Origin of the sequence: Alcanivorax profundi, from assembly GCF_003597125.1 — a bacterium.
GTDB lineage: Bacteria > Pseudomonadota > Gammaproteobacteria > Pseudomonadales > Alcanivoracaceae > Alcanivorax > Alcanivorax profundi.
Genome location: NZ_QYYA01000005.1, coordinates 1 through 14,682, shown reverse-complemented (window position 1 = coordinate 14,682; position 14,682 = coordinate 1). Strand labels below are relative to the sequence as shown.

Genomic DNA, 14,682 nt, shown 5'->3' with positions numbered 1-14,682 from the left:
ATCAAACAAAAAAAGGCCGCTATCGATAGCGGCCTTTTCGTGAGGGTATCAGGCTGGCTGACACCCGTATCCTGTGTGGAACTTAATAAGCGCCACAGGCTCGGCGGCAGGAATACAGGCTGCCATGCGGGATGCAATCCATCACGCACTGGTGTGCCCCATAGCCACGCAGCTTGACTTCATTGCCACGGCTTTTCACTTCACTGGCTTGCTCTGCCTCCAATTTCAAGGCTTTCTCCGTCAGCTCATCGGCCTGGGTATACAGTTTGGCAGCCTCTGCACGCAGAGAAGAGGGGGTTTCTTCCTCTGCATGGGCAACTGACATCGCAGAAAACGCAATCACCAAAGCCAGCATGATGTTTGAGAAAATTTTCATGGTCGTTCCTTCCTTTCAAGTTAAAAATCGTTCTTCGCCGGGAGTGGCACTCAGCCTAGTGGCTGACCTGCCAGGTAAAAAGATTCAATCCTGATGACTGCGGCGGCTTGCTGCTACCGAGCCCACGGGTAGAGACATTCAGCGGTGCCTGTTGCAGATATCCCAGATTGCTATTCACTCCATCACCAGGCTGACTGCTTACCAACAGGTGCTCCATACCCACGGTTTCCACATTCACATCCCACTCAAAGTTCAGCGACTCACCGCCGTCCAAACGGTTAGGCTGACCACTTTCCGGGTACAGCTGGGTAACCCCATACTGGCTGTCCACAAACAGGATGCTGACATCCTGGGCCTGACGCCCCTTGTTCGTGACACTGAATAAAATGCGGTCCCCCTCGGTCAGCACCGGCTGGCCATTCACCGGAAACTCGCTCTGCTCACCGTCATGTTCAATGCGGAAACTCACCTTGAGCTGCTGCTGGGCACCGGGCAGGTGCTGCACGCTGGACATCAAGCGGGTGACGTTCGCGATCTTGCTCAGGCCGCCTTGCAGGACCGCCAGCTGGCGATCCTTGCTGTCCGGCAATGCCAGGTTGAGCAGGCGTTGCGGCAGACGGGTTTCGGCACAAACCTTGCGCGCCGCTTCTGCCAGCCGCTGCTCTTCGCAGGGCAGGCTCTGATCTGCCTGCAGGAACCACAGCTGCTCATCAAACTCGCTGACCAGAATGTCGGCGGCATCCAGTGCCGACACCTTGATCCCGATGCCAGACTTCTCGATTTCTGCCAACGCCTTCTGCAGGCGCTTCTCGTCCTTGTTGCTCATGGAGGCGGATGGCAACAGGGCCACGTTGACCTCGGTCGTCAGCACCGGCTTGTCCAGTCGTACGTACAACGTTGCCGGCCAGTCCTTGCTTTGTTCTTCCTCCGGCATGGCCCAGCTACGCACCGGGGTAGCACCATCCAGCCTCACTGTGCCGAGCGCGTTCTTTGCCTTGCCTACCGGCGAATCGTAGATCGTCACCGTGGCCCCCGTGCCCAGCAGCGACAGGGAGCCCGCCTGAATATCCAGCTTGCCGTTCTTGAAAGTCGCAAAGTAGGACGGCTCTGCCGGGACATCGTCATTGAATACCGGACGGCTCATGTCGCTGGCACTGAATAACGGCTGGGTCGCCTGCCACGGCAAGCTCTGGTAGCGGGACAGTACCTGCTGGGCCAGCTGCTGATAGCTCAGCTGCGGGTTGGCCCCAAGCACTTCCATCAAGGTGTAGGTAAAAAGGCCATGAAAACGGCGATCCGGCGCCCCGCGAGGCAGTTTCATTTCCGGTGTGGTCTCTGCACTCTGTGCCGCAGAGAAGGCAATCAGCTCACCCCGCTTGCGCGGCGGCTCATCTTCCGGCGTACCGCTGAACACCTCTCCCAGGAAACCCCGCGCCCGGGTTTCGGACACCATGGGGGAGGGACGGTGAATTAATGGTGCGTCGGGAATCCCCAGGACCGCACTGTCCACACGGCGGTACTTTACCTCCGGCATGGCCGTTGCCCCCCGGGTCATGGTGCCGGAATGACAACTGTCAAACACCAGCCACACATCGGCCCCGCGATCACGAATACGGTCGACATAGTGGGCGATTTCATCATCCAGAATCGCGTTCTTTACCGAACCGATATAGCTGTCCCATTCCGCAGCATCGGTGGGCAAAAAGATTTCATCCAGCCCGTCGGGCTCGGTATTGTCCGTGGCCTTCGCCGGCTGGCGGCTACCATGACCGGCGAAATGCAGGTAATAGAAATCATCTTCGCTGGCAGATGCCGCCAACCGCTCCAGCGCCGCCAGAATATTTTCCCGGGTAGGCAGGGTCTTGCCTTCTGCAGTAATCAGCTGCTCGATATTGTCCTGCTTGAATCCGCGCTGGCGCAGCATGGCTTGCACGATTTCAGCATCATGGGCAGGGCCATCCAACTGCAGCGAGGCCGGCAGATTTGGGTAATCCGCCACCCCTACCAGCAAGGCATGCCTGGCAGCCTGTACCGGTGACACCAGCATGCCACCCGCCAACATCGCGCCGCACAGCCACTTCCCGGTTCCCGATAGCGTCATTGTTCCTGCACCCATACTGTCCATTGCTGTTGAATTGGGATGGCCAGCGAGCCGCTTTTCGACAGCAATGAAGATTGTTTTTTTACGGTTTCCCGAACAACGTAAACGCAGCCCACGCTGCCGGCTCGGAATACCGTCCCCCTTCCTCAATCAGGGCCCGTTGAGCCTGGGCCATGGCAACCAGATACCCTTCCCCGGGATATTCCCTCAGGTTGCCATAAAATTGCTCCATCAACCGGGCCGTCGCCCCGTCATCCACTTTCCAGTAGGACGCGATCACGGTAGGCACGCTGGCCAGCGCAAACGCCCGCGCCAACGTCGCATACTCCAGACCCGGTTTGCCGATACCGGTTTCACAGGCCGACAACACGACCAGATCGGTCTGATCCAGGGTCAGACCGGCGATATCAATCACGTTGAGGCGGTAGTTATTGGCCAATAACAGGTAGCTGTCTGCCGGCACCGCCGGATCAAGATTACCATGGGTCGCCAGATGCACCACCCGGGCATCCTGCACCGCACCCGCCAGATTCGCATAGGTGGCAGAAGCGCCCTCAAGCACGGTGGGAGCCACCAGTGCTCCCCGGGCAATCCGGCTCACTTCCTGCCGGGCCCCAGGCAAGCTGCCATCCGGATCGGCCACCATGGTCAAACCGTCACTGAAGGATTCGTTCTGCTGCAGCACCAGGCTGAGGTGATACATGGACGGAATGACACCGATGTTAAAACGCTCGGCGGCATACTCGCGCACATCGCCCTCTTTCTTGCGTAACAGCGCCGGGAACGGCAAATACGTCAATGCCCCTACCGGTGTGACCAGTACCTGCTGTTTGCCTTCCAGCTCACGCTCCACCGGCCGCAGTAACTTGTCATACAACCAGGCCAGACTGGCATCCTGCGCATCGTCATCAGGCCCTGCCGCACGCTCCCCGGAAGCCGACAACCCGCGGTCATTGCCCGTCAGATGGGCTGCCCGGTACCGCATGCCTTTTACCACCAGCGCACTGGCGGCCTCCAGATCCGCACGGCTGACCTGCACTTCACGAATTTGCGCGCCCTCACGGGTTACCAGCTGGATCAGTAACTTTTCCGGCGTCGGCAGATACTGCACCAGCGCCTGATCCTCACTCAAACGCTGGTGCAAGGCGGCCACTTCACGGGGGTCCAGCTTGAGCATCTGGTACAACCCCGCATGCTCTGCTTCCATGCGTGCCAGCAACGTTTCCCGCAACCGGTTCTTGCTCTTCAGTTGCTGCCGCAGACGCTCAGCACGGGGCGAATCCGACACGCCCTTTACTGCACTGCCGGACGCCGCCGCCCCACTCAAGGTTGCAGCATCCGCCTCGGGCACCGGCTGCGCCACCCGGGTTTCCAGCTCGCGTATCTGCGCTTCCATCTGCCGGTAGCGAGCCAGCATTTTCCCGGCGTCACTGTCACCCGATATGGCAGGCAGGAAAATATCACTGAGCGCCTGTTGCTGTTGGGTGTCCTCTTCACGGAAAGCAAGCTGACCGAAATGGTTGTCATTGAGTAACGACGCCACCCCTTGAGAGTCATACAGCAACAGCCCCAGGTCGGTGCCCACATAAACCCGACCATTGCCGGCCACCGCTACCGCATGCACAGTGCGCCCACCGTATTGGCCCAGTGCGGCGTCCTCCGGCAATAACTGATTCAGACGATCCGGGTACAGCCAGGTGCCGCCGTGATACAACAGCACCCCGCCCGCCGACGGGAACAACCAGCTATTGCTCCCCTGGAAACGCGCCCCCTCGCCCCCCAGCCACAGCAGTGGGGTCTTGTCCGCCAGTGCCTGGTAACTGGGATCGTTGAGCTCGGCAAACGACTGCCGTGCGCCCCCCGTCAGTTCACGGGCGAAGGTAGTGTTGGTGCCAATCACCGCCGTTCTGTCATCCACCGGTGTGTAGCCTGTGACAAACCAGTGTGGCGGCTTGCCCACATGCTCGAAACCGCTGCCAGTCCAGCGCAGCAACCCGCCAGACAACGACACCCCCTGATGTGTCAGATGCCCCTCATCGGATGCCACCACTTCGATCTCGCCCGCCAGGGTTTCATGCACCCCCGCCAGCATCGGGCTACGTGACGGGAAACGTTCGCTGTCGAGCAGATAGTTGAACTCGGTGAGAGTCTCTTGGCGGTAACGGAACAGGGACGAACCGGACACCACCCACAAGGTGCCTTCGCGGTCCACCAGCATGTCGACCACGCCACCTTGCCAGCCCTTTTCTTCGACCGCAGGCCGCGCGGAGAACAACTCCTGGGGCTGATCGCTGCCGGCAGGAAAACGCAGAACCGTGTAGCCGTCATGGGTGAGGAGATTGCCGTGTTGATCCTCTGCCAGCACACGGGCATTGGCCGAAGAAAAATACTGGGCTGACTCCAGTGGCTGATCATTGCCCAGCAACAAAATGTGGTCCCCCATGGCCACATAAAGACTGTTAAGCGTCTGACTCACCAACAGGTCGTACACCGGCGCTTGCTGCAGCTGCTGCGCGCCCTCGCCAAGCCGGGTGTACACACCCTCGTCGCTCAGCACCACCACGCCACGCGAATCACTGAAAGAGTGCCGCGGCCCGACAGCCATGCCCCCGCGTTGCTCGGCAAACGGCAGCGCCAGCGCCTCATAATAGTGGCCCTGCAAGACATTCATGGCCCGGTCGGTACTCACCACCAACGCTTCCTCGCCACTACCCAGGTCCCACATCGACAGCCCATGAACCTTTTTTGACAGCAGCAAGTCACTGTCCGTGGCGACCAGCTCAGCATCCTGCTGCAGCCACTCCCAGCGCCCGTTTTCATCCGTCAGGGATTGGCCAAAGACCTGATTGCCCTCCAGCCGGTAAACCCGCATGCGCCCCATGTCGAAGGTCATGTCCTGCCCCCGTCCCAGACTCACGGGAGCGTCACCTGACAACAACCACACCTGATGGTTGGCGCGGTAGAGCAAGGCATCGGGTCGGCCGGGCAAGCGGTAGAGCTGATCAATGGGATGAGTACCTGCCGCCGTAACGGCCTGCGGGTTCGCTTGCGCATACTCCAGCACCACCAGCCCGGCACCGGTCCCCGCCCATACACGGCTACCGCGTGACGTGAGCGATATGACCCGTGGCGACGGCAAACCTTCGGCCACACTCCAGCGTTTCAGGTCACCGTCGTAGTCTCCGGGAATCGCCAGCAGGCCCTTGGCCGTTCCCAGCCAGAGAATGCCATCCTCGGTTTCTGTCACGGCCAGAATGTTGGCGCGCGCATCCTGCTCCGATAGCACTGCAGTCGCCGACAGCCGCTGCTGGCGAAAATCAAACCCGTACCAGTGCCAGTAGCCTTCGCGCAGCACCGACAATCCCTGGCTGGTGGCCACCACCACATCTCCGTTGGCACGCATCACGACCTGATGTTTTTCTGTCCCTGCCAACGCCTTGCCAAACAGCTCATGATCGCCGTACCGTTTCCAGTAAGCGGTATTGCTGAAATCGGAACGCTGTAACCGGTGGGCATCCCGAAGCAACGCCAGTGGAGCCTGATTGACCGCAGCCAGGGCTTTGCGCAACGTGGACGACGACGCCTCCAGTTCCGCACTGCGCAACCAGTTCCAGGCCCCCGACCACTCACTGAAGGTCTCCTGCGGCAGCCCACGCGGACGCACCTCCTGATACAGTTGATGCAACAGCGTCACCGCCTGGGCACCCCGGTGGCGGAATGCCTTTTCACGGGAGTGGACCTGCGCGGTCGCCACAACGCCATACAACAAACGCTCGGACTCTCCGACATAGTCAGGGTCGTCCCCTACCTGGCCGATCAAATACTTCGCCAGCGCCAGCGCTGCCTTCTGCTCCTCCGCACTGTGGTATTCGGTGTCCTCGTACTCCACCCGCAGGGCATCCACCTGTGGGTCGTTCACGCTCAGACGCGGCAACCGTTTCACATCGTGAATCCGCTTGACCTGATTGACCATGCCCAGCAGCGACTGGAACGAACGGGTGATACGCAACGCCATCTGCTGACCCTGCTCAGAGTTCACCGACAGAATCTCGCCCTGTTCGTCGTACGCTACCTCCAACACGCCCACATCCTGCTCGACGATACGCACAGGCTTGCCCAACGCATTGTAGGTAAAGTGCAGCGTGCCCTCCGGGCTGATCAGCGTGCGGATCTGGTCATCCTTGTCGTACAGCAACGTCATGGATTGGCCGCTGGAATCTTCAATGCGGGTCAGCTGCCCGGTCTCGGTATACCCCAGGCGCATAAACGTGGCGCCCCGGGCAAAGTACAACGGCTTGCCAAACACCGGGTGATCCTGACGCACAACCTGCTCGCCACTGGGCAGCAGAATCTCCACCCCGGGGATCTCGCTGTCGAGCTGATAAAACACCCGAGTACCATCAGCGCTAAGAGAATCACGGCGGGCCTCATCGAACCAGCGGATATAGCGCAGTGACGCCGAGGGGCGCATGCCCGCCACGGTGTAACGCTCGAAACTGGACAGGGAATCCCCCAGATTCCCCAGCGCCCGGCGCTGCCATTTCTTGTCCACACTCACACCGCGGGTTTCGGCATCATTGATGGCCTTGAGTGCCACAATCGAACTGCCCCCCCACAACAAATGCTTGTGCAGAAACGACGCCACCTTGCTGCTGTCGTAGGGTGATCGCGCCAGCATCCGGGCACCGTAGCCAAAGGTCTTGTCGGCTCCCAGTTCATTGGCATAACGCGCCACCAGATCATGAAAATGGCTGGTGCTGTCCTGCTGATAAGCACTGCGCTGCGCCAAGGACTGTGCCGCACAGGACTTGTCCCCCCGCGCCAGACAAAAGGCTTCCCGGTAACGCAGGTAATCCATGTAATGGCCATGCCCGCGGGCGAATTCATCAAACGCCGTTTGCGCCTCACGCAAAGTCTCGCTATCCACCCGCTCCTGCCGGGTCTGGTTTTCATAGACCCAGGCGTCGTACAGCAACATGGACTGGCGGGCACTCAACCGCCCCGTGGACACGAAACGCTCATGGCACTGTTGCGCCCAATCGTGGGCTTGGCGCCACGCCTTGGCAGACACGTAATAATCAATCAGCGCCTCACAACCAAACGTCTCCGTCGGCGCAGCGACAATCGCCGCTTCCCATAGAGCCGGCTCCTCGCCAGCACCGTGCTGCTTTGCCAATTGCCATGACGCCTTTTCCCAAGGCATGCGCTCCTGCCGCTGAACCACAAAACGTCGTGCCGACGCCTCCCCCCGTACAGCCAACAGGACGTCATAGGTCTGGCTCAGATAGTCGAGGGAATGGCCATGACGGGCCAAGCCGTCTTCCAGCAACGCCAGCGCCGAGGCCTGGCGACCCTCGGCCACGTCCTGCCGCGCCTGACGCAATAACAGCTCACGGTCATGGGGGTAATAGGAACGGGCCTCGCGCAGTAACGCCTGGTACCTCTGGGTATCCTGCAGCGTCGCCAGATCTTCCAGCACACTATTGAGCAGGCTGGCAGACGGCATACCAACCCGTTCGCGGTAACGCTCAAACACGCTAACGCCACCGCGCGGATCACCACTGTCGCGGTACGCCTGCAACCAGTCTGCCAGTTGCCCGGACGAAGGACTCTCGATCAAGGGGAAACCGGTCGCGGCTGCCGCCAGCGCCTCATCCGGTCGCTGCTCTGCCAACGCCAGACGCGCCTGCTCCATCCACAGCCGGCCCTCGTCCGGGTAACGAGCCAACGCCTCCGACAAGGCGCCCCGTGCAGCACCCTTGTCACCGTCATCCAGCAGTCCTGCCGCGTAATAACGCGCCGCGCGGGCCGGCACGCCCTCGTTTCCATACCAGCGCGCCAGGCCTTCCGCCACGCGCCGGGCCCGGTCGTGCTGACCGGTTTTAATCAACAGCTCCATGGCATCACTGCGTCCCGCATAGAACGGAAAGCGCGCCAGCCCCGCCATGTGGCTCTCGACCGCCTCGCGGTAATAGCCATTTCCCTTGAGCGTCAATGAGCGGGCGACCAAGGCCCGACCATCGTGGGGCCAGCGCTCAAGGTAGCGCTCCACATGGGCCAGCTGATCACTGTTCTTCCAACTGTGCTGCGGCACCACCGCCTGGAGATAGCCCCCCGTAAACCCGCCACGCACCGCCTCGGCTTGCGCAAATGCCGCCGCCCGCTCTCGCATCCCTGGCAGATCCAGTGCCGTCATGTTGTCGAACATCCAGGCCAGCTGCCAGTGATTGGGCGCCAGCGTAACCGCGGCTTCCAGGTAGTCGTAAAAGACCCCGAACTCCCCCAGATCCCGGGCCGAATCGGCCAACTCCACCAGGGCATACACCTCACCGAGCCGATAGGTCGCAGTCGCCGGGAACGCCTTCCAGGCTTCACGAGGGGCGGCATCCACCGCCATCAGCACCTGTGGCGTTATCCCCAGAGCCTGCTTCAGGGCCGGCGACGCCTGTGTCAACGCCGCGTCCAGGGTGTCCTGGCGGCGGTGCACCGCACTCCAGATATAGGGCGCGAGAGGATGGGGATAGGAGGACTGCAAATCCTGACCCAGGCTGGCCACCAAAGCCGCCTCGTCACCCGACCAATAGAGGGCACTCCAGTAGCGGACGCGATCATCATCAAAGTCCAGTGTCACAACATCCCGGGAGGGCGGTGTCGGGGTAGCAGCAAGCAAAACGCCCAGTGCGTCGAACCGGCCCCAGCCAATCGCCAAATCCATTGGTGTCAGCCCGGTGGCATCCCGCTGCAAAGGTGACAGGCCGTCCTTCAGGAATCGCTCGCACAGCGCCACCTCACCGGCCTGGGCACACCAGTGCAGTGCTGACTGCCCCCCCCCGTTAAACTGATCCGGCTCCGCCCCATGACGAAGCAACCACTGGGTCACCTCACCCCGCCCTGAAAGCATGCTGACCTGCAATGGCGTCTCGCCACTGGCAGAGCTCTGGGTCACGGGCGCCCCCGCGTCCACCAGCAGCTTCACCGCAGTCATATCCCCCGCACGCACTGCCAACAACAATGGGGAATCACCGATCCCATCCGGCATCGACGCCAGACCAGGGTCCGCTTTGAGCTGTTCAGCCATGGCATCGTGATCCGCCATCGCCAGCGCATCCAGCAAGGGTGAGGCCGCCACGGAGAGCGACGCCGACAATATCCCGGCAAACACCACCCCACGGACACCCGCCCTGGTCCAACCCCTAAACAGGAATGAAGTCATTGAATATGCCCCAGCAGCCTCAAGAAACAGTAACGACTGAGATGGCCATCCCCCACAAAATCGACAGCCATCACATGCTGCCTCCCTCAAGACAGCCAGGAATGAATGTAGGGGAATGCGGGAAGGGACTCAATGACAGGGCAAGGGAACGAATGGGCCGGCGAGCGTTCCTGCAGTGTGTATGCAGACGGGATGCTAGCGATTATGACGTGGAAGATCAGGGTGAGACACGCGTTTATCGGTTCAGGAAGGGGGGCTGGATTTACTGGACTGCCTTACAGGGCATTTGTCACCTTCGCGTGCCAGCAGAAAGTATCCACTAAAGCGGGGGACGACTAAGGCCGTTGCTTCACTGTGTTATACGTTTTCATAGTTGGAGACCTCAATCAAATTACCATCAGGATCCCTGAAATATACCGATTTAATTTTACCTAAAGCCCCGGTACGTTGAACTGGGCCGTCGATGACTTTGATGCCCTTTGACTCCAAATCATGTAGTGCGTGCTCTACCGGCAGGTCAATTATGAAACATAAATCAGCTGAACCGGATTTAACATTTTGTGCCTTAGGCTCAAACTCTTTACCTAATTGATGGAGATTTATCTTTTGTTGGCCAAAGCTTAACGCTATTCGCCCTTCTCCAAATTCGACTTTCTCCATGCCCATGACAGATGAATAAAATTGAATCGTTTCATTTATATCTTTTACTGTAAGAACCAAATGATCAATTCTATCTACTTTCACGATGCCTGATTCCTTACTGATGTATGACGCCAACCATCATGCGCTTGTCGCATGCAAGGCATTGTTATAAATCTTCACTAGAAATTCTGTTACTGAAACTGGAGTGATGAATCGCCCAATAAACCAACATCACCCAGAGCGGACCTAGAAAAATACAGCACACTGACCAAAACCAAGGCTTAGTTCCCAAAAATAACTTAGGCAGTGATTTTGCATCTCGATATATCAAAGGGGACAAGATTATCCCCAAGACATAAGACACGCTCAAATAGCCCAAAGCGGCGAAAAGCTTTGTCCCTTCCATTTATTCCCCCAATTTATAACGCCCGGTGCAGCAGGCAGATTGAAGTGACGGAGGAACGAAAATTTGGTCTTCCTGCCGCCACCTTTTATATCAGTCACTGATATCTATGCAAACGCAGCGATTTGAAAAAATAGTAATCACAGATCAACGCAGCAAAAAGAACTGCTAGAGACTGAACAAGCGCAGCATTTCCGTAAAACTTGATACCAAACTTTGAAACATAAACGTACCCATAAGTGAGATAGACCTTCCAAACACTGACCGCAGCCAAATTCGTTACAAGTGCCAGAAACACCAAACCCACATTCTTCTTCAAATATTCAAACACATCATTCTCAAGTGATATAACGCCAAAAGCAGGTGTATGTCGCATGCATGTTATTGTTAAGTCTCCACCCCGATATTTCCTGAATCACTCCCAAAGCATTTAATATGATTTTGGTACTTGATAGGAAATATAGCCGAAGCATCCAGGCCGGTTATCTTACATAAAGCCGCCACCTCTTCCTTAGAGGCTTCGCAGTACATACAAAGCGATGTGTTTACACCATCAATGAAGACTCTATTTCCCGTGAGTCATAAACACACATATACCCTGAAAAGATATCGCCATTACTAAACTGATATTCGGCATATGAAACATAAGGCTCATCTTGATCAAAACCCCTCACATCATCTATTGGAGAAATGGTTTCATCAGAATGGTCCATCTTCCAGCATTTGTGTGCCCCTAGGTCATCAAGGGTCAATGACTCATATGCCAACCTCGTTCCTTCCCCTCAAGACTTAACGCCCGCAGTTACGGCTGGTTTGAAGCGCAGCGGAAAACCAGTACGACAACCTGCTATTGTTAGGCATTTGGGACTACCTTAACGAATGGTAAATTAGCAAACACCCTTAATAATACTTCGCTGTCTTGATGCTTTTTGATATTAACCACAAAGAGCCCAGTATTTTCACGAATATGAATCCATATTTTAGATTCTTCGCCTAAAGCTGATTTTAAAGCCGATTTATGCTGCCCAGCATTTTCGATTATGGCCAAGCCTTGGCCATTGATAATATTATCCCCTACATCCTTCTGGTCAATGAAGGCAACCATTTCTAGATTTGCTTCAGAGAAATCACAATTTTCAACCTTGCCTCGGATACGGCCTGACCATGTACCTTTAAACTTACAACTTTCGAAGTTTGCCTCTATGGTACTTACAAACATCTTTCTTCCTGGCCAGATTAAGCAATTACTAAATGCATTAGTATCGAGTATGTGTGGCGTAGCAGACGAGCTTGAATTGACTCTTATACAGCAGTTATCAAAAGTACAATTCTGGAAAACATGAACCGCATTTTTGAACCCGAGATCGATTTCAACTCCCTCGAAGTGTTCATTGTAATATTTGTGCTGCGCTTGTTCCGGCACATTGTGTTCGAGTTTACGGTACATACTTGTATGCCTAACGCCTTGATCTTCAGCAAATTTGGGACGCAGCGCAAAATTTGCCCGACAGCAGAACTTTGTTAGCTGTAGCCATAAAATCTTGCTCCGCATTCTAAGATTGTATGTTTTCTCAAATCCCACTTCACCGGGGCTCTACCGTCACCATCAAAGCCAGGATAGTCTTCTAGTCGCTTATCCCTATTTCTCTTCTCAAATGATTCATCGATTTCTATAACTATATCGGAAATGTCTTCTGATTTAGTAAACCTCTCCATAAGCTGGATATATGGAAGCCAATGCTTCTCATAGCCATTTAGCTTTGGCGGCTTAGGCTCATACTTCTCATGATTTGAAAATGCGAATACCATTCGATGGTAATCTTTCCAAAGACGATGAACGGGGTAGTATTTCCACACTGACTCATCAGATGAAATAGCTATCATTGTTTCTGCTTCTTCAAACATACCCATGAGCCAAAGAAAGTGAACGATGCTAACATCTGTAGTTACTTCAGTTTGTGGGTGCTTCGGGCTTTCCTTAAACCTTTGGTAGATTTCACCATTGAGACAAATAAATCTCTTTAAATAGTTAGGAAGCCCGAAATTGCGAAGGTAATCCTTAGCTTCAGAAGGGTTTGAAAATTCCTCGACAGATATTCTGATGAGTTTTACACAAGCTCCACGGAGGCAGAATTTCTCCATTCTTTGATCAGAATTCACCCTATGATCGTCAGCAATCTCTATTGTTTTCCGAACGTGATCTTCTGTTTCTTCTTTAGTGCGCAATCTTGATCTCCGCAGGATAGCTAACGCCCAGCGCAGGCGCTCCGTGTTGGCTGTCGCTCTGCCGCCGCTTGTTAGGCGCTAAAGACGCCCAGAAGCCACATTAAAGCACCAGTGACCCCAAGACCAACTAAAATTATAATATTCATCTGAATATCTAGACGACTTTCCGAAACTTGATGCGATGGATACTCGAAACTCCATTTCTTCATTCTTGCAGCGTGCAATAGTATTTCGGGTGTAACTTGTATTCTTTGAACTTGCATATATGGCGGCTTAAAAAACAACGCACCTAGGCTCCACCCTTCCTCTCTGTGATGGAAGTACCAACGATATGAGCTCATGTCTACATGGTAGTTTTCCGCAAAAGCCTCGATTAATTCTGAGAAATCGTCACCCTCCACACCAAGATCAGCAGTTAAATCTACATCTGGGTGCAACTTCTCTGACTCAATCGCTATCTCTTTAGCCAGAAAACTGTAAATTTCTTCAATATTCATTGACGGCTAACGCCCGGCGAAGCAAGCAAATTTGAGCGACGAAGGAGCGTAAATTTGGTCTGCCTGGCGCCGCTTGTTAGGTGATTCAAGGCTTATCACCATCCTTCTCCTTTAATTTTATTATCGACCACCGGAGCAAACTAAACATTGGGCTAATAGGTAAATATAAAACTGGATATATTATTAATGACCATGTTAACCAGCGATCAGATCCAGAATAAAACTCAATAGCCATAATCAGGCAGAAGCAAACCAGCATAGCTGCCGCTTTCGCACGCTTCTTTGGAAAAAACAATAGAACTAAATTCCACAGCAACAACCAAAGAGTTACCGGCATAAAAATGCCAAGAATTTCCCCACCCATTTATTCACCTAACGCCCGCCTCAGCTGCCGAAGGTCGTCTTGCAGCTACTTGTTAAGTTACTCTGAACTTGCATACCAATGATGATAAAAGTCTTCCTGGGTAACTTCTGCCAAAGAAGGAGGGACTATCAGCTTGTGCTCATTATTGAAAGACAGAACCAAGCTTCCTCTTCGATACTCAAACGACGTCAGCTGTACATAGTTAAGTGGATTCATGCCCTCGCTCCACTCCTCAAATTCATCGGCATCTCCGGGGTATTCGTCGGAACGCATAACCGTTCCGGATGAGTTATCGAGGAACCATGGAGGATCAATCCAAATATATTGCCTTTTCTCCGCAAACCTTAACTTAACCGAATTACATGCTAGTGTTCGCTCGCAATCACGACCGACAAAGGCATTTATAATTTTTATATCTTCTTCGTGCCCCATAGATAGATCTCAAACTTTAACGCCTCAAACGCCGGCCTGGTGAAGTTGGCGGCTTTTTTTGCACAAGCAAAAAGGTGACAACTTTACCAAGTCCGCATGCTTTGACTTGTTAGGCCGTGACTTTGGCACTGGCACTCTCCGCCTGGACAGCTAAAACTGCACCAGACATAAAATCAATTGCTGTAAGCCAGTGAGGATCAGCCGTTTGATTTGGCTCGAGCGTAATAACACCTTCGCCCCAATCTTCATCTACCCAGTAGCCAAACGAATTAATACAGTCTGAATCGCCACCAGTTCTCTAGACACTTATCAGCCGTTCTTGGTGACGCTTTTCATACTCTACCGGTGACAGCTTTTCATTAGAACCATGGCGTCGCCGGTTGTTATAGAACATCTCGATATAATCAAAAATATCTGCCCGGGCGGCA

10 protein-coding genes are annotated in these 14,682 nt (G+C 55.0%); all 10 read right to left on the bottom strand.

What is annotated here, in order from left to right:
* Positions 1 to 82 precede the first annotated feature (82 nt).
* The gene (locus D4A39_RS13990; protein ID WP_022985438.1) at positions 83 to 376 is read right to left on the bottom strand and encodes a hypothetical protein; all 294 of its coding nucleotides are present in this window, start codon (positions 374 to 376) and stop codon (positions 83 to 85) included.
* A 55-nt stretch (positions 377 to 431) separates the two neighbouring features.
* Positions 432 to 2,492, bottom strand: a complete 2,061-nt coding sequence (locus D4A39_RS13985; protein WP_158586943.1) for a caspase family protein — start codon at positions 2,490 to 2,492, stop codon at positions 432 to 434.
* 67 nt (positions 2,493 to 2,559) lie between these two features.
* Positions 2,560 to 9,690, bottom strand: coding sequence for a CHAT domain-containing protein (locus tag D4A39_RS13980; protein ID WP_119918427.1), 7,131 nt, complete (start codon positions 9,688 to 9,690; stop codon positions 2,560 to 2,562).
* Between the two features lie 357 nt (positions 9,691 to 10,047).
* Positions 10,048 to 10,434, bottom strand: coding sequence for a VOC family protein (locus D4A39_RS13970; RefSeq protein ID WP_022985442.1), 387 nt, complete (start codon positions 10,432 to 10,434; stop codon positions 10,048 to 10,050).
* Positions 10,435 to 11,588: 1,154 nt separating this feature from the next.
* Positions 11,589 to 12,182: a hypothetical protein gene (locus D4A39_RS17680; RefSeq protein WP_147393926.1), complete on the bottom strand. Its 594-nt coding sequence runs from the start codon at positions 12,180 to 12,182 to the stop codon at positions 11,589 to 11,591.
* Positions 12,183 to 12,256: 74 nt separating this feature from the next.
* Positions 12,257 to 12,961, bottom strand: coding sequence for a hypothetical protein (locus tag D4A39_RS13950; protein WP_119918422.1), 705 nt, complete (start codon positions 12,959 to 12,961; stop codon positions 12,257 to 12,259).
* A gap of 71 nt (positions 12,962 to 13,032) precedes the next feature.
* The gene (locus tag D4A39_RS13945) at positions 13,033 to 13,458 is read right to left on the bottom strand and encodes a DUF1493 family protein (RefSeq protein ID WP_119918421.1); all 426 of its coding nucleotides are present in this window, start codon (positions 13,456 to 13,458) and stop codon (positions 13,033 to 13,035) included.
* Between the two features lie 85 nt (positions 13,459 to 13,543).
* Complete coding sequence (locus D4A39_RS17675) at positions 13,544 to 13,822, bottom strand: hypothetical protein (protein WP_147393925.1); 279 nt, start codon at positions 13,820 to 13,822, stop codon at positions 13,544 to 13,546.
* A gap of 57 nt (positions 13,823 to 13,879) precedes the next feature.
* Positions 13,880 to 14,095, bottom strand: coding sequence for a hypothetical protein (locus D4A39_RS13940; protein WP_119918420.1), 216 nt, complete (start codon positions 14,093 to 14,095; stop codon positions 13,880 to 13,882).
* A 457-nt stretch (positions 14,096 to 14,552) separates the two neighbouring features.
* Positions 14,553 to 14,682 (bottom strand): IS3 family transposase (locus D4A39_RS13935; protein WP_147393865.1); only part of this gene is annotated, 130 nt, incomplete at its 5' end.

Bases quoted from the DNA above. Each gene is read 5' to 3' on its own strand.
- D4A39_RS13980 (WP_119918427.1), bottom strand. From the start codon at position 9,690: ATGACTTCATTCCTGTTTAGGGGTTGGACCAGGGCGGGTGTCCGTGGG.
- D4A39_RS13945 (WP_119918421.1), bottom strand. From the start codon at position 13,458: ATGAATATTGAAGAAATTTACAGTTTTCTGGCTAAAGAGATAGCGATT.
- D4A39_RS17675 (WP_147393925.1), bottom strand. From the start codon at position 13,822: ATGGGTGGGGAAATTCTTGGCATTTTTATGCCGGTAACTCTTTGGTTG.
- D4A39_RS17680 (WP_147393926.1), bottom strand. From the start codon at position 12,182: ATGTACCGTAAACTCGAACACAATGTGCCGGAACAAGCGCAGCACAAA.
- D4A39_RS13940 (WP_119918420.1), bottom strand. From the start codon at position 14,095: ATGCGTTCCGACGAATACCCCGGAGATGCCGATGAATTTGAGGAGTGG.
- D4A39_RS13990 (WP_022985438.1), bottom strand. From the start codon at position 376: ATGAAAATTTTCTCAAACATCATGCTGGCTTTGGTGATTGCGTTTTCT.
- D4A39_RS13985 (WP_158586943.1), bottom strand. From the start codon at position 2,492: ATGGGTGCAGGAACAATGACGCTATCGGGAACCGGGAAGTGGCTGTGC.